General features: G+C 61.1%; 15 protein-coding genes and 1 pseudogene. 12 read left to right on the top strand and 4 right to left on the bottom strand.

Annotated features, from left to right (window positions below; genetic code table 11):
* Nucleotides 1-162 precede the first annotated feature (162 nt).
* A complete protein-coding gene (gene rpsB / locus JFU58_RS15965; RefSeq protein ID WP_003219330.1) occupies nucleotides 163-900 on the bottom strand; it encodes a 30S ribosomal protein S2 in 738 nt (245 codons plus the stop codon).
* A 385-nt stretch (nucleotides 901-1285) separates the two neighbouring features.
* Here rpsB and map point away from each other — a divergent pair, with 385 nt between their 5' ends.
* The 3 genes from map to dapC all read left to right on the top strand — a co-directional run bounded on the left by map (nucleotide 1286) and on the right by dapC (nucleotide 6078).
* A complete protein-coding gene (map, locus tag JFU58_RS15960) occupies nucleotides 1286-2068 on the top strand; it encodes a type I methionyl aminopeptidase (protein WP_003219332.1) in 783 nt (260 codons plus the stop codon).
* A 61-nt stretch (nucleotides 2069-2129) separates the two neighbouring features.
* Nucleotides 2130-4832: a [protein-PII] uridylyltransferase gene (locus JFU58_RS15955; RefSeq protein WP_093201131.1), complete on the top strand. Its 2703-nt coding sequence runs from the start codon at nucleotides 2130-2132 to the stop codon at nucleotides 4830-4832.
* A 46-nt stretch (nucleotides 4833-4878) separates the two neighbouring features.
* The gene (dapC, locus tag JFU58_RS15950) at nucleotides 4879-6078 is read left to right on the top strand and encodes a succinyldiaminopimelate transaminase (protein ID WP_063032912.1); all 1200 of its coding nucleotides are present in this window, start codon (nucleotides 4879-4881) and stop codon (nucleotides 6076-6078) included.
* A gap of 158 nt (nucleotides 6079-6236) precedes the next feature.
* Here the strand turns inward: dapC and JFU58_RS15945 are convergent, their stop codons facing one another.
* Nucleotides 6237-7880: a Na+/H+ antiporter gene (locus tag JFU58_RS15945; RefSeq protein WP_063032914.1), complete on the bottom strand. Its 1644-nt coding sequence runs from the start codon at nucleotides 7878-7880 to the stop codon at nucleotides 6237-6239.
* A 213-nt stretch (nucleotides 7881-8093) separates the two neighbouring features.
* On the opposite strand from JFU58_RS15945, the gene JFU58_RS15940 reads away from it, so the two are divergent.
* The 4 genes and pseudogenes from JFU58_RS15940 (at nucleotide 8094) to JFU58_RS15925 (ending at nucleotide 11208) form a co-directional block, all read left to right on the top strand.
* A complete protein-coding gene (locus JFU58_RS15940) occupies nucleotides 8094-8456 on the top strand; it encodes an ArsC family reductase (RefSeq protein WP_003219341.1) in 363 nt (120 codons plus the stop codon).
* A 33-nt stretch (nucleotides 8457-8489) separates the two neighbouring features.
* A complete protein-coding gene (gene dapD / locus JFU58_RS15935) occupies nucleotides 8490-9524 on the top strand; it encodes a 2,3,4,5-tetrahydropyridine-2,6-dicarboxylate N-succinyltransferase (RefSeq protein WP_017479423.1) in 1035 nt (344 codons plus the stop codon).
* A gap of 69 nt (nucleotides 9525-9593) precedes the next feature.
* A pseudogene (locus tag JFU58_RS15930) lies at nucleotides 9594-10798 on the top strand (aminotransferase class V-fold PLP-dependent enzyme).
* Complete coding sequence (locus JFU58_RS15925) at nucleotides 10795-11208, top strand: SufE family protein (protein ID WP_201141119.1); 414 nt, start codon at nucleotides 10795-10797, stop codon at nucleotides 11206-11208. The pseudogene JFU58_RS15930 and the gene JFU58_RS15925 overlap by 4 nt, the downstream one beginning before the upstream one ends.
* 102 nt (nucleotides 11209-11310) lie before the next feature.
* On the opposite strand, the gene tcdA is transcribed toward JFU58_RS15925, so the two are convergent.
* Nucleotides 11311-12135, bottom strand: coding sequence for a tRNA cyclic N6-threonylcarbamoyladenosine(37) synthase TcdA (gene tcdA / locus JFU58_RS15920; protein WP_167410168.1), 825 nt, complete (start codon nucleotides 12133-12135; stop codon nucleotides 11311-11313).
* A gap of 219 nt (nucleotides 12136-12354) precedes the next feature.
* Between tcdA and JFU58_RS15915 the strand changes: the two genes are divergently transcribed.
* From JFU58_RS15915 to JFU58_RS15900, 4 genes are all read left to right on the top strand, one after another.
* Nucleotides 12355-14946 (top strand): glycosyltransferase, encoded by a 2592-nt coding sequence (locus JFU58_RS15915; RefSeq protein ID WP_093201156.1) that lies wholly within the window; start codon nucleotides 12355-12357, stop codon nucleotides 14944-14946.
* Between the two features lie 236 nt (nucleotides 14947-15182).
* Nucleotides 15183-16334, top strand: a complete 1152-nt coding sequence (gene dapE, locus JFU58_RS15910; protein WP_063032923.1) for a succinyl-diaminopimelate desuccinylase — start codon at nucleotides 15183-15185, stop codon at nucleotides 16332-16334.
* Nucleotides 16334-17143 (top strand): putative RNA methyltransferase, encoded by an 810-nt coding sequence (locus JFU58_RS15905; RefSeq protein ID WP_063032925.1) that lies wholly within the window; start codon nucleotides 16334-16336, stop codon nucleotides 17141-17143. The genes dapE and JFU58_RS15905 overlap by 1 nt, the downstream gene beginning before the upstream one ends.
* 77 nt (nucleotides 17144-17220) lie before the next feature.
* Nucleotides 17221-17598 carry a hypothetical protein gene (locus JFU58_RS15900; protein WP_177026217.1) on the top strand — a complete coding sequence of 126 codons (378 nt, stop codon included), beginning with the start codon at nucleotides 17221-17223 and terminating at the stop codon, nucleotides 17596-17598.
* A gap of 172 nt (nucleotides 17599-17770) precedes the next feature.
* Here the strand turns inward: JFU58_RS15900 and JFU58_RS15895 are convergent, their stop codons facing one another.
* Entirely contained in the window at nucleotides 17771-17980 is a 210-nt protein-coding gene (locus tag JFU58_RS15895) for a cold-shock protein (protein WP_017479430.1), read from the bottom strand.
* 193 nt (nucleotides 17981-18173) lie between these two features.
* Here JFU58_RS15895 and plsB point away from each other — a divergent pair, with 193 nt between their 5' ends.
* On the top strand, nucleotides 18174-20678 hold the full coding sequence (gene plsB / locus JFU58_RS15890) for a glycerol-3-phosphate 1-O-acyltransferase PlsB (protein WP_201141117.1): 2505 nt from the start codon (nucleotides 18174-18176) through the stop codon (nucleotides 20676-20678).
* Nucleotides 20679-20693 lie beyond the last annotated feature (15 nt).

Here is a 20693-nt window from a genome sequence, read left to right as displayed (position 1 = left end):
CATTCCACCCGATTGAACGGGCGATCAATTCTTCCCGAACCACCCTTGTAGGCCGCTGCACGTTACAGATGTTGTAGCTGCGCTGCCGACAAATGGTTTTCGAGGTGGCAAAAAGGGGGCCAAGCCCCCTTTTTGCTTACTGAGTCAACGCCAAGGCGTCAGTTACTCAGCTGCTGCTACCGGAGCTTCTTCAACGAACTGCTCGGTGCCGCCAGCAACGTGGTTGCGACCACGGATTACAGCGTCAGCCATCGAACCCATGTACAGCTGGATAGCGCGGATTGCGTCATCGTTGCCTGGGATGATGTAGTCAACGCCTTCCGGGCTGCTGTTGGTATCGACTACGCCGATAACCGGGATACCCAGCTTGTTAGCTTCGGTGATCGCGATGCGCTCGTGATCAACGTCGATAACGAACAGTGCGTCAGGCAGACCGCCCATGTCCTTGATACCACCCAGGGAACGATCGAGCTTTTCCAGGTCGCGAGTGCGCATCAGCGCCTCTTTCTTGGTCAGCTTGGCGAAAGTACCGTCTTCGGCTTGCACTTCAAGGTCACGCAGACGCTTGATGGAAGCACGGATGGTTTTGAAGTTGGTCAGCATGCCGCCCAACCAGCGGTGATCGACGTACGGCGAACCGCAACGTGCTGCTTCTTCAGCAACGATCTTGCCAGCGGAACGCTTGGTGCCGACGAACAGAATCTTGTTTTTGCCCTGGGCCAGGCGCTCTACGAAAGTCAGAGCTTCGTTGAACATTGGCAGGGTTTTTTCAAGGTTGATGATGTGGATCTTGTTACGCGCGCCGAAAATGTACTTACCCATTTTCGGGTTCCAGTAACGGGTCTGGTGACCGAAGTGCACACCGGCCTTCAGCATATCGCGCATGTTGACTTGGGACATGATAGTTCCTTAATAAGTCGGGTTTGGCCTCCACGTATCCCAATGACCAACCAGTGGCATTCGCCTCCGGCACCCAGGTCATCGTGTCGACACGTGTGTGGATTTAAGCTTTGCGGGGTATCCCCGGAAAGCGGCGCATTTTATACCACAGAGCTTGCAAAAACGAAACCCGCAATCACATTTGCCGTCAGTCGCTTTTGCCTAAGCCTTTGAATAGAGCCAGAATGCCCCCACCCTTATAGACAGAAGCGATCGCCAGACGCTCATGGTTTCACCCCTGCGTCTGCTAGAATCGCGTTTTTTGGGCTTGTGCGAATTCTGCAACCTTTTGTCGCACACCCGTAAACCGTATTGATTTCAGCGCGTCGCGCTAGAGAGAGCCTGTATGACCGTCACCCTCAAAACCGCCGAAGATATCGCTGGCATGCGTGTTGCCGGCAAACTGGCTGCCGACGTGCTGGAAATGATTGCCGAACACGTCAAGCCCGGCGTCACCACCGAAGCGCTGGACCGCATTTGCCACGACTATATCGTTGACGTGCAAAAAGCCATCCCTGCACCACTGAACTACAAGGGCTTCCCCAAGTCGATCTGCACCTCGATCAACCACGTGGTGTGCCACGGGATTCCCGGCGACAAGCCGTTGAAAGACGGCGATACCCTGAACATCGACGTCACCGTCATCAAGGACGGCTACCACGGCGACACCAGCCGCATGTTCCACGTCGGCACCGTGCCGGTCTGGGCCGAGCGCCTGTCGCAAGTGACCCAGGAATGCATGTACAAGGCCATCGAGATCGTCAAGCCTGGCTGCCGCCTGGGCGACATCGGTGAAATCATCCAGAAGCACGCTGAAAAGAACGGCTTCTCGGTGGTGCGCGAATTCTGCGGCCACGGCATCGGCAAGGTATTCCACGAAGAGCCACAGATCCTGCACTACGGCCGCGCCGGCACCGGCATGGAGCTGAAGGCAGGCATGACCTTCACCATCGAGCCGATGATCAACCAGGGCAAGGCCGACACCAAAGTACTGGGCGACGGCTGGACCGCCATCACCAAGGACCGCAAGCTCTCGGCCCAGTGGGAACACACCCTGCTGGTCACCGACACCGGCTACGAGATCTTCACTCTGCGGGCCGACGACACGATTCCCCGCGTTTCGGCGTAATGTTTGCACCGGTTTTCTAATAGCAACGCTGTGACCCATAGATAGAAAGGAAAACCGATCGATGCCCCAGGTGGATCCCGAACTCTTCGACCGCGGCCAGTTCCAGGCGGAACTGGCGCTGAAGGCCAGCCCCATCGCCGCCTTCAAGAAGGCCATTCGTCAGGCCCGCGAGGTGCTCGACGAGCGCTTTCGCACGGGCCGGGACATCCGCCGGCTGATCGAGGACCGCGCCTGGTTCGTCGACAACATCCTGCAAAAGGCCTGGGAACAGTTCAGCTGGAGCGAAGACGCTGATATCGCCCTGGTGGCGGTCGGCGGCTACGGCCGTGGTGAACTGCACCCCTACTCCGATATCGACCTGCTGATTTTGCTGGACAGCGCCGATCACGAAATTTTCCGCGACTCCATCGAGCGTTTTCTGACGTTGCTGTGGGACATCGGCCTGGAAGTCGGCCAAAGCGTGCGCTCGGTGGACGAATGCGCCCAGGAAGCCCGCGCCGACCTGACGGTGATCACCAACCTGATGGAAAGCCGCACCATCGCCGGCCCCGAGCGCCTGCGCCAGCGCATGCTGGAAGTCACCAGCACCGCGCACATGTGGCCGAGCAAGGACTTCTTCCTGGCCAAGCGTGCCGAGCAGAAAGCCCGGCACCACAAGTACAACGACACCGAATACAACCTGGAACCCAACGTCAAAGGCTCCCCCGGCGGGCTGCGGGATATCCAGACGATTTTGTGGGTCGCCCGCCGTCAATACGGCACCCTGAACCTGCGCGCCCTGGCCGGGGAAGGCTTCCTGGTAGAGAGCGAAAACGCCCTGCTGGCCTCCTCCCAGGAATTCCTGTGGAAAGTGCGCTACGCGTTGCACATGCTGGCCGGTCGCTCCGAAGACCGCCTGCTGTTCGACCACCAGCGCTCCATCGCGACCCTGCTGGGGTTTGAAGGCGAAGACGCGAAGACCAGCATCGAAAGCTTCATGCAGCAGTACTACCGGGTGGTAATGAGCATTGCCCAGCTCAGCGACCTGATCATCCAGCACTTCGAAGAAGTGATCCTGGCCCCGGAAGACGAAGCACCGCCGCAGCCGATCAACTCGCGCTTCCAGCTCCACGATGGCTACATCGAGGCACGCAACGACAACGTGTTCAAACGCACGCCGTTCGCGATGCTGGAAATCTTTGTGTTGATGGCCCAACAGCCGGAAATCAAAGGCGTACGCGCCGACACCATTCGTTTGCTGCGGGAAAACCGTCACCTGATCGACGACGACTTCCGTAACGACATTCGCAACACCAGCCTGTTTATCGAACTGTTCAAGTGCAAGATCGGCATCCACCGCAACCTGCGGCGCATGAACCGCTACGGGATCCTGGGCCGTTACCTGCCGGAGTTCGGCTTTATCGTCGGGCAGATGCAGCACGACCTGTTCCACATCTATACGGTGGACGCCCACACCCTGAACCTGATCAAGCACCTGCGTAAGTTGCAGTACACCCAGGTGTCAGAGAAATTCCCGCTGGCCAGCAAGCTCATGGCGCGGCTGCCCAAGCCCGAGCTGATCTACCTTGCCGGCCTGTACCACGACATCGGCAAGGGCCGCCACGGTGACCACTCGGAAATTGGTGCGGTGGACGCCGAAGCGTTCTGCCAGCGTCACCAGTTGCCACTGTGGGACAGCCGCCTGATTGTGTGGCTGGTGCAAAACCACCTGGTGATGTCCACCACCGCCCAGCGCAAGGACTTGTCCGACCCGCAGGTGATCCATGATTTCGCCCAGGCCGTCGGCGACGAAACCCGTCTCGACTACCTGTACGTGCTCACCGTCTCCGACATCAACGCCACCAACCCGACGCTGTGGAATTCCTGGCGCGCCAGCCTGTTGCGCCAGCTCTACACCGAGACCAAGCGCGCGCTGCGTCGCGGCCTGGAGAACCCGGTGGACCGCGAAGAGCAGATCCGCCGCACCCAAAGCGCGGCCCTGGATATTCTGGTGCGTGGCGGCAACGACCCGGACGACGTCGAGCAACTCTGGTCGCAACTGGGAGACGACTACTTCCTGCGCCACACTGCCGGCGACGTGGCCTGGCACAGCGACGCGATCCTGCAGCAGCCGGCCGATGGCGGGCCGCTGGTGCTGATCAAGGAAACCACCCAGCGCGAGTTCGAGGGTGGTACGCAGATCTTCATCTACGCCCCGGACCAGCACGATTTCTTCGCCGTGACCGTGGCCGCGATGGACCAGCTCAACCTGAACATTCACGACGCCCGGGTCATCACCTCCAGCAGCCAGTTCACCCTCGACACCTACATCGTGCTCGACACGGAAGGCGAGTCCATCGGCGACAACCCTGAGCGGGTGAAAAAGATCCGCAAAGGCCTCACCGACGCGCTGCGCAACCCTGACGACTACCCGACCATCATCCAGCGCCGGGTACCGCGCCAGCTCAAGCACTTTGCGTTTGCCCCTGAGGTGACCATCCACAACGACGCCCAACGCCCGGTGACGGTGCTGGAACTCAGCGCGCCGGACCGGCCTGGCCTGTTGGCGCGGATCGGCACGATCTTCCTGGAGTTCGACCTGTCGTTGCAGAACGCCAAGATTGCGACCCTGGGCGAACGGGTGGAAGACGTGTTCTTCATTACCGATGCCGACAACCAGCCGCTTTCCGACCCTGAACTGTGCCGACGCTTGCAGGAAGCCATCGTCCAGCAGTTGAGCGTCAATCAGGAGACCGGCGTCGAGATGTCACGCTTGAGCATCTGACCGACCGCCCATTTTCAGCTTCCAATGAATTGAACGAGATTTATCGATGAACAATGCCCTGAACCAACTGCAGCCCTACCCGTTCGAGAAATTGCGCGTCCTGCTGGGCAGCGTCACACCGAACCCGGACAAGCGTCCGATCGCCCTCTCCATCGGCGAGCCGAAGCATAAATCTCCGCAGTTCGTCGCCGACGCGCTGGCCAACAACCTGGACCAGATGGCGGTGTACCCCACCACCCTGGGCATTCCCGCCCTGCGCGAAGCCATTGGCGCCTGGTGCGAACGTCGTTTCAGCGTGCCCAAGGGCTGGCTGGACCCGGCGCGCAATATCCTGCCGGTGAACGGCACCCGTGAAGCGTTGTTCGCCTTCACCCAGACCGTGGTCAACCGTGGCGACGACGCGCTGGTGGTCAGCCCAAACCCGTTCTACCAGATCTACGAAGGCGCGGCGTTCCTCGCCGGAGCCAAGCCGCACTACCTGCCGTGCCTGGATGAAAACGGCTTCAACCCGGATTTCGACGCCGTATCGCCGGACATCTGGAAACGCTGTCAGATCCTGTTCCTGTGCTCGCCAGGCAACCCGACAGGTGCACTGATTCCCGTCGACACCCTGAAAAAGCTGATCGCCCTGGCCGACGAATACGACTTCGTAATCGCCGCCGACGAGTGCTACAGCGAGTTGTACTTCGACGAACAAACCCCGCCGCCAGGCCTGCTCAGCGCCTGCGTCGAGCTGGGTCGCCAGGATTTCAAGCGCTGCGTGGTGTTCCACAGCCTGTCCAAACGCTCCAATCTGCCGGGCCTGCGTTCGGGCTTTGTGGCCGGCGACGCCGAAATCCTCAAGGGCTTTTTGCTGTACCGCACCTACCACGGTTGCGCGATGCCGGTGCAAACCCAACTGGCGAGCATTGCCGCCTGGCAGGACGAAGCCCACGTGCAGGCCAACCGCGATCTGTACCGGGAGAAGTTCGATGCCGTACTGGCGATCCTGAAGCCGGTGCTGGACGTGCAAAATCCCGACGGTGGCTTCTACCTGTGGCCGAACGTGAAGGGCGACGACGCGGCGTTCTGCCGTGACTTGTTCGTGGAAGAACACGTGACCGTGGTACCAGGCTCGTACCTGTCGCGGGAAGTGGACGGGGTCAACCCGGGCGCCGGGCGTGTGCGCCTGGCGCTGGTCGCGCCGTTGGCGGAGTGCGTGGAAGCGGCGACGCGGATTCGCGACTTTATTACCCGCAATAAATAACTGCGCTGAATGTGGCGAGGGAGCTTGCTCCCGCTCGGCTGCGCAGCAGTCGTAAACCGGCTGATGCCGTTTTCCTGCACGAATGAAGTCGCCAGCGTTGGGGCGACTTCGTTACCCAGCGGGAGCAAGCTCCCTCGCCACAAGTAAGCACCGCGGTGTTATTTGATATGACCCAGATTCGCCTCGCTCATATCCAGATCCGCCAACACCTCCCGTAGCACGTCATCACCAATCTGGTGGTGACGGCTCAGGCTATACAGCTCCAGACGCTGCGCCCGCAGGGCCTTGAGCCGCAACTTGCGCTCCAGTTGGTCCATCTGAAACGCCAGCGCCTGGGCTTCGGCCGAATCATTGAACACCTCCAATTGATGACGATACTCCGACATCAACCGCGCCTTGAGCTCGGTGGCCAAGGCTGCCTGGGCGGCATCCAGAGGTGCAGCTTCAGCGGGATCTTCGGTTTCGAGTGCATGGATAGCAGCCACGGCGGTCTTCTTCCAGGCCTCGCGCACTTCATTGTGGCGTTTCTCATCCGGACTCTTCTCGATGCCGCGTAACAGCAGCGGCAAAGCGATGCAGGCCGCGACCAACGACAGCAGGATCACACCGGCGGCGATGAAGATCAGCAGGTCGCGCTCGGGGAAGTCCTGCCCCGGCGCAAGCAGTAACGGTACCGACATCACACCGGCCAGGGTCACGGCACCGCGTACCCCACCGACGGTCAACAGCCAGCAAGACCGCGCGGTGGGCACCAGTGTCAGCTCACTTTTCCCACGAATCCGGCGCAATAAACCCGACAGTCGCCAGATGCTCTGCACCCAGATAAACCGCAACACCACCAGCACCAGGAAAATCGCGACCACGTCCAGGCAGCGATACAACAAGGTCGGCCACAGCGTCGGCTCGTGACTCACCACCGCCTTGATAATGTCCGGCAATTGCAGGCCCAGCAGCAGGAAGATCAAACCGTTAAACGCAAACTCCAGCAGCGACCAGACACTGCGGTTGAGCAACCGGGTGCTGGTCTGGCGCGGCAGCAGGTCGAGCCAGCTTTGCATCATCCCCGCGGCCACCGCCGACAAGATGCCCGAGGCGCCAAGGCGTTCGGCCAGCACGTAGGCAGCAAACGGCAGCAGCAACATGAATACCACGTGCGTCGCCGGGTCGTCCCAGCCCCGGGCGATCATCCAGGACCGCAAGCGGCCCACCAGCCAGCTCAAGGCCACGCCAATGGCCAGGCCACCGACGGCCACCAGCACAAATGTCAGGCTGGCATTCGCCAGGGAAAACACCCCGGTCACCGCCGCCACCAGGGCGAACTTGAAGGTCACCAGGCCCGAGGCGTCATTCATCAGCGCCTCGCCCTGAAGCATATGCATCAGCGGTGTTGGCAGACGATTCTGGGAAATGGCTGACACCGCCACCGCATCCGTCGGCGACAACACGGCCGCCAGGGCGAAGGCCACCGGCAGTGGGATACTCGGCAACAGCCAGTGAATGAAGTAACCGGCACCGACCACGGTGAATAGCACCAGGCCCACCGCCAGCGTCAGGATCGGCCCGCGCAGGCGCCACAATTCACGCTTGGGCATACGCCAGCCATCGGAGAACAGCAGCGGCGGCAGAAACAGGAAGAGAAACAACTCGGGATCGAGGGCTACATGCAGGCCTAGGGTCGGCCAGGCCAACAAGGCGCCGGCGGCGATCTGCACCAGTGGCAACGGCAGTGGAATGATGCGCCCGACGAGGCGCGAAACGCTGACCAGCATCAGCAGGATAAGTACGGTGTAGGCGGTTTGCATAACGCGGGATTCCCAGACAATCAACTTGCAACAACACACATCAGGCAACAACTCGCCGTTGAAGTGCCATATTAGCCGCCTATGCTGCGCGATGGCCTTTGCACAAAAGTCGCACGCGAGCAAAACGTAAGTGTGACGAGCGGCGCCGAAAGCCGCTGGCCATGGCATAATCCTTGACCTTTCATCTGCGTCAGCCCAAAGGGGGGCAATTCCTTGACCGCTTCAAGCAAAACGTTGCACCTTTTCGGCATAAAAGCCTGCGACACCATGAAAAAGGCGCGCACCTGGCTCGACGAGCACGCTATCCAGTATGAGTTTCATGACTACAAAACGGCCGGTATCGACCGCGAACACTTGACCCAATGGTGCAATGAGCACGGTTGGCAGGTGGTTTTGAACCGTGCGGGCACCACCTTTCGCAAACTCGAAGACGAACGCAAAGCCGATCTCGACCAAGCGAAAGCCATTGAATTGATGCTCGCGCAACCCTCGATGATCAAGCGCCCCGTGCTTGATCTCGGTGACAAAACCCTGATTGGCTTCAAGCCAGATAGTTATTCGGCGGCCCTCAAGTAGGCCAGCCCACTCAATTTTTGTAGAGGTAACAGCATGTCCAATTCCCTGTTCAGCCTGGGCTTCGGCGTCGGCACTCAGAACCGCCAAGGTGCTTGGCTGGAAGTGTTTTACGCACAACCGCTGCTCAATCCATCGGCTGAAATCATCGCTGCCATCACCCCGATCCTCGGTTACACCGAAGGCAACCAGGCGATCACTTTCACCGTTACCCAGGCCCTGCAACTGGCTGACGCGCTCAAAGGCGTCGACGCCGCCCAAGCCGCCCTGTTGAGCCGCCTGGCTGAAAGCCACACGCCGCTGGTCGCCACCCTGCTGGCCGAAGACGCCGCACTGACTTCCACCCCTGAGGCCTACCTCAAGCTGCACTTGCTGTCCCATCGCCTGGTCAAGCCCCACGGCCTGAACCTGGCCGGTGTGTTCCCGCAGTTGCCGAACGTGGCCTGGACCAGCCAGGGCGCAATCGACATCGCCGAGCTGGCCGAGCGTCAGCTGGAAGCGCGCCTGCGTGGCGAGCTGCTGGAAGTGTTCTCGGTGGACAAGTTCCCGAAAATGACCGACTACGTGGTGCCGAGCGGCGTGCGTATCGCTGATGCCGCGCGCATCCGCCTGGGCGCCTACGTAGGCGAAGGCACCACCGTGATGCACGAAGGTTTCGTCAACTTCAACGCCGGCACCGAAGGCCCGGGCATGATCGAAGGCCGTGTGTCGGCTGGCGTATTCGTCGGCAAGGGTTCGGACCTGGGCGGCGGTTGCTCCACCATGGGCACCCTGTCGGGCGGCGGCAACATCGTGATCAAGGTCGGCGAAGGCTGCCTGATCGGCGCCAACGCCGGTATCGGTATCCCGTTGGGCGACCGCAACACCGTTGAGTCGGGCCTGTACGTGACCGCCGGCACCAAGGTTGCGCTGCTGGATGAAGCAAACCAGCTGGTCAAAGTGGTCAAGGCCCGTGAGCTGGCCGGCCAACCGGACCTGCTGTTCCGCCGCAACTCCGAGACCGGTGCCGTGGAGTGCAAAACCCACAAATCGGCCATCGAACTGAACGCAGCGCTGCACGCTCACAACTAAGCAGCGACTCGATGCCACTAACGGCCCGCTTCTTCCGGATGCGGGCCGTTTATACGAGTCTTGATCACCATGCTTGTGCCCTCTCCCTGGCGCGCCGATTTTCCGGCCATCGCCACCCTGCAACGGCAAGACCAGACCTATCTGGACAACGCCGCCACCACGCAAAAACCTCAAGCCTTGTTGGACGCCATCAGCCATTACTACGCCAATGGCGCAGCCAATGTGCACCGTGCCCAGCATTTGCCGGGCGCCCATGCAACCCAGGCGTTCGAGGACAGTCGCAACAAGGTGGCGCAGTGGCTGAACGTCGGTGACGAGGGGCAAATCATCTTCACCCACGGCGCGACATCGGCGCTGAACCTCCTGGCATATGGCCTTGAGCACCTATTCAACCCGGGCGACGAGATTGTCATCAGCGCCCTGGAGCACCACGCCAACCTGCTGCCGTGGCAGCAACTGGCCAAACGTCGCGAGCTGGCGTTGGTGGTACTGCCGCTTAGCAATGACGGTTTGATCGACCTGCAAGCCGCCGCCCAACTGATCGGCCCGCGCACCCGCCTGCTGGCGGTGAGCCAACTGTCCAACGTGCTCGGTGCCTGGCAGCCGTTGCCGCAATTGCTGGCGCTGGCCAAGGCCCACGACGCACTGACGGTGGTCGATGGCGCCCAGGGCATCGTCCATGGTCGCCACGACGTGCAGGCCATGGCCTGCGACTTCTACGTGTTTTCCAGCCACAAGCTCTACGGTCCGGATGGCGTCGGCGTGCTTTACGGTCGCACCGAAGCCCTGCATCACCTGCGCCATTGGCAGTTTGGCGGCGAGATGGTGCAGCAGGCTGACTACCAAAGCGCCAGCTTCCGCCCGGCGCCCCTCGGGTTCGAAGCCGGTACCCCACCGATCGCCAGCGTGATCGGCCTGGGCGCAACCCTGGATTACCTGAGTTCCCTGGATCAACACGAGGTGACGGCCCACGAAGTCGCCTTGCACGACTACCTGTTGCGCGGCCTGCAAGCCCGAAACGGCGTGCGCCTGCTGGGTTCGCCGCAAGTAGCCTTGGCCAGTTTTGTGGTGGAAGGCGTGCACAACGCCGACCTTGCCCACTTGCTGACTGAACAAGGGATTGCCGTACGCGCGGGCCATCATTGTGCGATGCCATTGCTCAAGCAGATGGGGTTGCCGGGGGCGATTCGGGTGTCGCTGGCGCTGTACAACGACTCCGATGACCTGGAGCGCTTTTTGAAGCGCTGGATCAAGCCCTGGATATGTTGCGATGAATTTGCCGCCGGAGGCAGTTGTCGCGCTGGAAGCGTTCAAGGCGGTCGGCAGTTGGGAGCAACGGGCCCGCCTGCTGATGCAATGGGGCGAGCGTCTTCCCGCCTTGCCGGATGAAGACAAGGTCGACGTCAACCTGGTGCAGGGCTGTGAAAGCCTGGTGTGGCTGGTGGGGCGTTTGCAGGATGGCCACTGGCAGTTTGCCGCCAGCAGCGATGCACGACTGATACGCGGGCTGGTGGCGCTGTTGCTGGCACGGGTTAACGGTTTGTCTGCCGCTGAGTTGCAGGCGGTCGACTTGCCCGGCTGGTTTGAACAACTGGGCCTGTCGCGGCAGTTATCGCCGTCGCGCAGCAATGGGTTGAATGCAGTGCTGCAGCGCATGCGGCAGCTGAGCCTCACACAAAACTGAATGTGGGAGCGGGCTTGCTCGCGAAAGCGGTGTATCAGTCGACCTGTCTGGTGACTGACACTCCGCTTTCGCGAGCAAGCCCGCTCCCACATTTTGATCTTTTCAGGGTGCAGAGATCGGTGCTGCCTGAACTCTGTCAGCAGGCCGGCGCACCCCTGCCACAATCTTGTCTACCGCCTTGGTCGCCGCCACCATGCCGAAGGTCGCGGTGACCATCATCACCGCGCCAAACCCACCGGCGCAGTCCAGTTTCACGCCATCCCCGACAAAACTCTTCTGCAAACAGATGCTGCCGTCCGGCTTTGGATAACGCAGCTGTTCGGTGGAAAATACGCAGGGCACGCTGTAATGGCGGGTCACGGTGCGCGAGAAGCCGTAGTCGCGGCGCAGGGTGGAGCGCACTTTCGACGCCAGTGGGTCATTGAACGTGCGGTTCAAATCACACACCTGAATCAGCGTCGGATCAATCTGCCCGCCCGCGCCGCCAGTGGTGATGATCTGGATCTTGCGCCGCTTGCACCAGGCGATCAGCGCGGCCTTGGCGTTCACACTGTCGATGCAGTCGATCACGCAATCGATATTGGGCGTGATGTACTCGGCCATCGTCTCGCGAGTGACGAAATCCGCCACCGCATGCACGGTGCAGTCCGGGTTGATGCCCTTCAGGCGCTCGGCCATGACCTCGACCTTGGCCTTGCCCACCGTGCTGTCCAGCGCATGCAACTGGCGGTTGCTGTTGCTGACGCACACATCATCCAGGTCAAACAGCGAAATCTCGCCCACCCCACAACGGGCGATGGCTTCCGCCGCCCACGAGCCCACCCCGCCCACGCCGACGATGGCCACATGGGCCGCCTTCAAGCGTTCCAGGCCTTCAATGCCATACAAGCGGGCGACGCCGGCAAACCGTGGATCTTCTGTACTCATGACCATTACCCCAAAAACCGGCGCGCATTATAGGGCTACGCAGCGACAAGTTTTAAGCTACAAGCTACAAGTAAGAGAACTTACGACGAGTTGCACTGCCCAATGTCCGGTTTTTCTCGGCTTGCTGTACGGTCGGTGAAAGGCCAGTGTAGGATGCGCGCCGTTCGGCGTAGGCCGACACCTCTTTTCGTTCCACACCCTTTGGAACCCGAAATAGCCATGTCATCGCGTAAATTTGGACTCAACCTGGTGGTGGTGCTGGCAATTGCCGCGCTGTTCACTGGCTTCTGGGCGCTGATCAACCGCCCGGTCAATGCCCCTAACTGGCCCGAGCAGATCTCCGGTTTTTCGTACTCGCCGTTCCAGCAAGGCCAGTACCCACAGAAAGACCAGTATCCGACCGACGATCAAATGCGTCAGGACCTTGCGATCATGAGCAAGCTGACGGATAACATCCGTACCTACTCGGTCGACGGCACCCTGGGGGATATCCCCAAGCTGGCGGAAGAGTTCGGCCTGCGGGTGACCCTGGGGATCTGGATCAGCCCGGACCTCGAGCGCAACGAGCGCGAGATCCAGCGTGCCATCGAAATCGCCAACAACTCCCGCAGCGTAGTGCGGGTAGTGGTGGGTAACGAAGCGCTGTTCCGCGAAGAAATCACTCCGGAAGCGCTGATCGTGCTGCTGGATCGGGTACGGGCCGCCGTCAAGGTGCCCGTGACCACCTCCGAGCAATGGCACATCTGGGAACACAACCCGCAACTGGCCAAGCACGTCGACCTGATCGCCGCGCACATCCTGCCGTACTGGGAACATATCCCGGTGGACAAGGCCGGCCAGTTCGTCCTCGATCGCGCACGGGACCTGAAGAAGACCTTCCCGAAAAAGCCGCTGTTACTGTCGGAGGTTGGCTGGCCAAGCAACGGACGGATGCGTGGCGGTGCTGACGCCTCTCCGGCCGACCAGGCAATTTACCTGCGCACGCTGGTTAACACGCTGAACCGCCAGGGCTACAACTACTTCGTGATCGAAGCGTTTGACCAGCCGTGGAAAGCCAGCGACGAAGGTTCGGTGGGCGCTTATTGGGGCGTGTTCAACGCCGCACGCCAGCAGAAATTCAATTTTGATGGCCCGGTGGTCGCGATTCCGCAATGGCGAGTGCTGGCGATCGGCTCGGTGGTGCTTGCACTGCTGTCCCTGACCCTGCTGATGATCGACGGCTCGGCCCTGCGCCAGCGTGGTCGTACGTTCCTGACCTTTATCGCCTTCCTGTGCGGTTCAGTATTGGTGTGGATCGGCTACGACTACAGCCAGCAATACAGCACCTGGTTCAGTTTGACGGTAGGCTTCCTGCTGGCACTCGGCGCCCTGGGCGTGTTTATCGTGTTGCTGACCGAAGCCCACGAACTGGCAGAGGCGGTCTGGACTCACAAACGCCGGCGTGAATTCCTGCCGGTTGTAGGAGATTCGGACTACCGCCCGAAAGTCTCGATCCACGTGCCGTGCTACAACGAGCCGCCGGAGATGGTCAAACAGACCCTCGACGCCCTGGCCGCCCTCGACTATCCGGACTACGAAGTCCTGATCATCGACAACAACACCAAAGACCCGGCCGTATGGGAGCCGGTGCGCGACTATTGCGAAACCCTGGGCCCGCGCTTCAAGTTCTTCCACGTCTCGCCCCTGGCCGGTTTCAAGGGCGGCGCGCTGAACTACCTGATTCCGCATACCGCCAAGGATGCCGAAGTGATCGCGGTAATCGACTCCGATTACTGCGTGTCGCCGAACTGGCTCAAGCACATGGTGCCGCACTTCGCCGACCCGAAAATCGCTGTGGTGCAGTCGCCACAGGATTATCGCGACCAGAACGAAAGCACCTTCAAGAAGCTCTGCTACGCGGAATACAAAGGCTTCTTCCACATCGGCATGGTCACCCGCAACGACCGCGACGCGATCATCCAGCACGGCACCATGACCATGACCCGTCGCTCGGTGCTTGAAGAGCTGGGCTGGGCCGACTGGTGCATCTGTGAAGATGCCGAGTTGGGCCTGCGGGTATTCGAGAAAGGCTTGTCGGCGGCCTACTACCACGACAGCTACGGCAAGGGCCTGATGCCCGATACCTTTATCGACTTCAAGAAACAGCGTTTCCGCTGGGCCTACGGGGCGATCCAGATCATCAAGCGTCACACCGCGAGCCTGTTGCGCGGCAAGGACACCGAGCTGACCCGCGGCCAGCGCTACCACTTCCTCGCGGGCTGGTTGCCGTGGGTGGCCGACGGCATGAACATCTTCTTCACCGTGGGCGCCCTGTTGTGGTCGGCGGCGATGATTATCGTGCCGACGCGGGTTGACCCGCCGCTGCTGATTTTCGCGATTCCGCCATTGGCGCTGTTCGTGTTCAAGGTCGGCAAGATCATCTTCCTCTACCGCCGTGCGGTGGGTGTGAACCTGAAAGATGCATTCTGCGCGGCGTTGGCCGGGTTGGCGTTGTCCCACACCATTGCCAAGGCAGTGCTGTACGGCTTCTTCACCACCAGCATTCCGTTCTTTCGTACACCGAAGAACGCCGATAACCACGGTTTCTGGGTCGCGATTTCCGAAGCCCGGGAAGAGATGTTCATCATGCTGCTGTTGTGGGGCGCGGCACTGGGGATTTACCTGGTGCAGGGCCTGCCGAGCAATGACATGCGCTTCTGGGTGGTGATGTTGCTGGTGCAGTCGCTGCCGTATGTGGCGGCGCTGATCATGGCGTTCCTGTCTTCGCTGCCGAAACCGGCACCGAAGCAAGAGCCTGTGGCCGCTGCTTAAAATCCTGCGCAATGCACTAAACGGCGGCCTCTGGCCGCCGTTTTGCTATAAGATAACGGCCATTTTGTGAGACTTGGCCCAGGCCATTGCTTTGTGTGGGAGCGGGCTTGCTCGCGAATGCGCCGGGTCAGTTCATACGTTGTTGACTGACACTCCGTATTCGCGAGCAAGCCCGCTCCCACACAAGCCTCCTCCCACATAAGCCTTGCGCCCTGACATGCTTCTGGAGTTTTTACATGACGGCCCACGCCGACCTTTCGCCGACCCTCCAACTCGCTATCGACCTGATCCGTCGCCCATCGGTGACGCCGATCGACGCCGATTGCCAGAAGCTGATGATGCAGCGCCTGGGCGACGCCGGTTTTGCGCTTGAGCCGATGCGCATCGAGGATGTGGATAACTTCTGGGCCACCCACGGCAAACACGAAGGCCCGGTATTGTGCTTCGCCGGCCACACCGACGTGGTGCCGACCGGTCCGGTCAAGGCCTGGCAGAACGACCCGTTCGACGCGCTGATCGACGAAAACGGCATGCTCTGCGGCCGTGGCGCGGCCGACATGAAAGGCAGCCTGGCCGCGATGCTGGTCGCCTCCGAGCGTTTCGTCACTGACTACCCGGACCACAAGGGTTCGGTGGCTTTCCTGATCACCAGTGACGAAGAAGGCCCGGCACACCACGGCACCAAGGCTGTGATCGAACGCCTGGCAGCCCGCAAGGAACGCCTGGACTGGTGCATCGTCGGCGAACCGTCGAGCACCACCCTGGTGGGCGACGTGGTCAAGAACGGCCGTCGCGGCTCCCTCGGCGCCACCCTGACCGTGCGCGGCGTGCAAGGCCATGTGGCCTACCCGCACCTGGCGAAGAACCCGATCCACCTGGCCGCTCCGGCCCTGGCCGAACTGGCCGCCGAGCATTGGGACGACGGCAACACCTTCTTCCCGCCCACCAGCTTCCAGATTTCCAACCTCAATTCCGGCACCGGCGCCACCAACGTGATCCCGGGTGACCTGACGGCGGTGTTCAACTTCCGCTTCTCCACCGAGTCCACCGTCGAAGGCCTGCAGCAGCGGGTCGCGGCAATTCTCGACAAGCATGGCCTGGACTGGCATGTGGAGTGGGCGCTGTCGGGCCTGCCGTTCCTCACCGAACCGGGCGCGTTGCTCGATGCCGTCTCCGCCAGCATCAAGGCCGTCACCGGCCGCGAGACCAAGGCGTCCACCAGCGGCGGCACTTCCGACGGGCGCTTCATTGCGACCCTCGGCACTCAGGTTGTAGAGCTGGGCCCGGTCAACGCGACCATCCATCAGGTCAACGAGCGCATTCTCGCCAGCGATCTAGATGTACTGACCGAAATCTACTACCAGACCCTGATCAAGTTGCTCGCCTGATGCTCGCTTGCCCTATTTGCAGCGCACCGCTCCATGAAGTGGACAATGGCGTGGCTTGCCCGGTCGGGCACCGTTTCGACCGCGCGCGCCAGGGCTACCTGAACCTGTTGCCGGTGCAGCACAAGAACAGTCGGGACCCGGGCGACAACCTGGCAATGGTGGAAGCGCGCCGCGACTTCCTCAACGCCGGGCACTACGCCCCGGTGGCCAGGCGCCTGGCCGAACTGGCCGCAGAACGCAAACCCCAGCGCTGGCTGGATATCGGCTGTGGCGAGGGTTACTACACCGCGCAAATCGCCGACACCCTGCTGCGCGCCGACGGCTACGCCCTGGATATTTCCAAGGAAGCGGTCAAGCGTGCCTGTAAGCGCAACCCCACGGTGACCTGGTTGATCGCCAGCATGGCCCGAGTGCCGTTGGCCGATGCCAGTTGCCAGTTCCTTGCCAGTGTCTTCAGTCCGCTGGACTGGCTGGAGGCCAAGCGCCTGCTCAGCCCGGGCGGTGGTTTGATGAAAGTCGGCCCGACCAGCGGCCACCTGATGGAACTGCGTGAGCGTTTGTACGACGAAGTGCGCGAGTACACCGACGACAAGCACCTGGCGCTGGTACCGGACGGCATGAGCCTGCAACACAGTGAAACCCTGGAGTTCAAGCTCAGCCTGGCAGATCCCAAGGACCGCGCCAATCTGCTGGCGATGACCCCCCACGGCTGGCGCGCCAGTGCCGAGCGCCGCGCCCAAGTGATCGAGGCGGCCGAACCGCTGCTGGTCACTGTGTCGATGCGCTACGACTATTTCGTGCTTCAATAACCCATTATTTGCGGGCCTCTCGGGGCCTGCGCTGAATCCGCGAATGGATTTTCAAAATCCCGCAATGAGGAACATCCATGCGCCAACCTGATATCGAGATTTACCTCAAGGACGCCGACGTCGACCACAAGGCCATCGCCGCCTGGCTGGGCGCCGCCCTGGGCCCGTGCACCGATTGGGTCCAGCGTGGCCAGACCTACAAGTGCACAGCCGGCAGCGTGCCGGTCACCTGGCTGCCGAAAGCCGTAGGCAAATGGAACAGCCTGTACCTGGAAAGCGACCAGACCCCGTGGGAAGACGACATCGCCTGCGCCCGTGCGGCCTTTGCCGCGCTGAGCGTCGAAGTGCGTTGCGCACCGGGCAGCTGGGTTGAGGAAGAAGGTGAAGAAAGCGCGGATACCTGGATTCGTATCAGCGAAGACGGTGAAGAGCAGATCACCTGGAAAACAGCATAAGGTCAGGCTAACAAGGCCTCAATGTGCAAACCCAATCAAATGTGGGAGCTGGCTTGCCTGCGATGGGCCCACCTCGGTCATTTAGCCAAACCGCGGCGATGCCATCGCGGGCAAGCCCGGCTCCCACATTTGACCGGGTTCCCACATTTAAAGGTGCGTCGTGCTTATCGGCTTACAGCCCAACCACATCCTCAGCCTGCAAGCCCTTCTCGCCCGTCACCACGGCGTACTCCACCTGCTGGCCTTCAGACAATGAGCGATGCCCTTCACCGCGAATGGCGCGGTAGTGCACAAACACATCCTTGCCATCTTCCCGCTGTATAAAGCCGTAACCCTTGGCGTCATTGAACCACTTCACATTGCCGGTTTCGCGCGTTGCCATCTGTTTTGCTCCCACATGCTTTTTATAAGTACGTTTATTGTTGAGTCGTCGCAGTTGAACTGCCGAGTATAAGACAGGCTCAAAAAGCTTCAACTCAAGATTACTTCGCCGCTTTTTTGCCGATTTTCGGTGAATACGGCACACTAGCGGCCCGAGCATCTGCTCGGTTTTTCCCACTCAAAGCAGAAGCCGTATGACCCGCTCTCCCTTTCGCCGTCTGGTATTTGGCACCTTGCGCCGGCTGTTGTACCTCTGGGTTCGCTCAGAGACGATCAACCAGTCGTCCCTTACCCTCAACCTCGACCGCAGTCGTCCGGTGTTTTACGTCCTGCAATCCCCGTCCCTCACCGAATTGGCGGTGGTTGATACCGAATGTACCAAGGCCGGCCTGCCGCGCCCGGTGCTGCCGGTATCGGTCGGCCCGTTGATGGAACCGGCGGCCTTCTTCTACCTGACGCCCGACCCCGACTGGCTCGGCCGCCAGGACAAGCGTGGCGCACCGCCAACCCTGACCCGCCTGGTGGACGTACTCACCGAACACGCCGAAGAGAATGCACAGATCATTCCAGTCAGCGTGTTCTGGGGCCAGTCGCCCGACAGCGAGTCCAGCCCGTGGAAACTGCTGTTCGCCGACAGCTGGGCCGTCACCGGCCGCCTGCGCCGGCTGCTGAGCATCCTGATCCTGGGTCGCAAGACCCGGGTGCAATTCTCCGCGCCCATCAACCTGCGTGAATTGATCGAGCACAATAAAGGCCACGAACGCACCGTGCGTATGGCCCAACGCATCCTGCGGGTGCACTTTCGCAACCTGAAAACCGCGGTGATCGGCCCCGACCTGTCCCACCGGCGCAACCTGGTGAAAGGCCTGGTCAACATGCCACTGGTGCGCCAAGCGATCCTCGACGAGGCCGAACGCGAGAAAATCACCCCCGAAAAAGCCAAGGCCCAGGCCCTGCGTTACGGCAACGAGATCGCCTCGGACTACACCTACACCGCCATCCGCTTCCTGGAAGTGGTGCTGAGCTGGTTCTGGAACAAGATCTACGACGGCATCAAAGTCAACAACATCGAGGGCGTGCAAAAGGTCGCACAGGGTTACGAGGTGATCTATGTACCGTGCCATCGCAGCCATATCGACTACCTGCTGCTCTCCTACCTCCTGTTCAAGAATGGCTTGACCCCGCCGCACATCGCCGCAGGGATCAACCTGAACATGCCGGTGATCGGCAGCCTGTTGCGCCGTGGCGGGGCGTTTTTCATGCGCCGTACTTTCAAGGGCAACCCGCTGTACACCTCGGTGTTCAACGAATACCTGCACACCCTGTTCACCAAGGGTTTCCCGGTGGAGTACTTCGTCGAAGGCGGACGCTCGCGCACCGGGCGCATGCTGCAACCGAAGACCGGGATGCTGGCGATCACCCTGCGCAGCTTCCTGCGCTCCTCGCGCATGCCCATCGTGTTTGTGCCGGTGTACATCGGCTATGAGCGAGTGCTGGAAGGCCGGACTTACCTCGGCGAACTGCGCGGTGCGAGCAAGAAGAAAGAGTCGATTTTCGATATTTTCAAAGTGGTCGGCGCCCTCAAGCAGCGCTTTGGCCAGGTCGCGGTGAATTTCGGCGAACCGATCAAGCTGGCGGAATTCCTCGACAGCGAGCAGCCCGACTGGCGCGCCCAGGAGCTGGGCCCGAACTACAAGCCGGCGTGGCTCAACGAAACCACCAACCGCCTCGGCGAGCGGGTGGCGCAACACCTGAACGAAGCAGCGGCGATCAACCCGGTGAACCTGGTGGCATTGGCGCTGCTGTCCACCACCCGCCTGGCCCTGGACGAACAGGCCATGGCACGCCAGCTGGATCTGTACCTGGCGCTGCTGCGCAAGGTGCCCTACTCGCCCCACACCACCTTGCCCGAAGGGGACGGCCTGGCGCTGATCAAACATGTAAAGGACATGAAACTGCTGTCGGAGCAGAGCGATGCCCTGGGCAAAATCCTTTATCTGGACGAGCAAAATGCCGTCCTGATGACCTACTACCGCAACAACGTGCTGCACATCTTCGCCCTGCCGGCGCTGCTGGCGAGTTTCTTCCAGAGCAGCTCGCGCATGAGCCGCGAACAGATCCTGCGCTACACCCGCGCGCTCTACCCGTACCTGCAATCGGAGTTGTTTATCCGCTGGACCCTGGACGAGCTGGACGCGGTGGTCGACCAGTGGCTGGAGGCCTTCGTCGAACAAGGCCTGCTGCGCTTCGAGAATGAGGTGTACCTGCGCCCGGCCCCGAGTTCGCGGCATTTTGTACTGCTGACGCTGCTGTCCAAGAGCATCGCTCAGACCCTGCAACGCTTCTACATGGCCATCTCGCTGCTGCTCAACAGCGGCCAGAACAGCATCAGCGCCGAAGAGCTGGAAGACCTGTGCACCGTCATGGCCCAGCGCCTGTCGATCCTCCATGGCCTGAATGCCCCGGAGTTCTTCGACAAGAGCCTTTTCCGACATTTCATCCAGACATTGCTGGAGCAAGATGTACTGCGCCGCGACGAGGCCGGCAAGCTGAGCTATCACCCGCTGCTGGGTGAGCTGGCCGAAGGCGCGGCCAAGCGTGTGTTGCCGGCGGATATTCGCCTGTCAATTCGCCAGGTGGCCCTTCATCGCAGCGAAGACGCGGCAGACAAGCCCGTCGTCCCCGAAGAAACACACTAGAGTGACCGAGGCGCC

The sequence above is a fragment of the Pseudomonas sp. TH34 genome, assembly GCF_016650865.1.
Lineage (GTDB): Bacteria > Pseudomonadota > Gammaproteobacteria > Pseudomonadales > Pseudomonadaceae > Aquipseudomonas > Aquipseudomonas yamanorum.
This window is presented reverse-complemented; position numbering and strand designations above follow the sequence as displayed.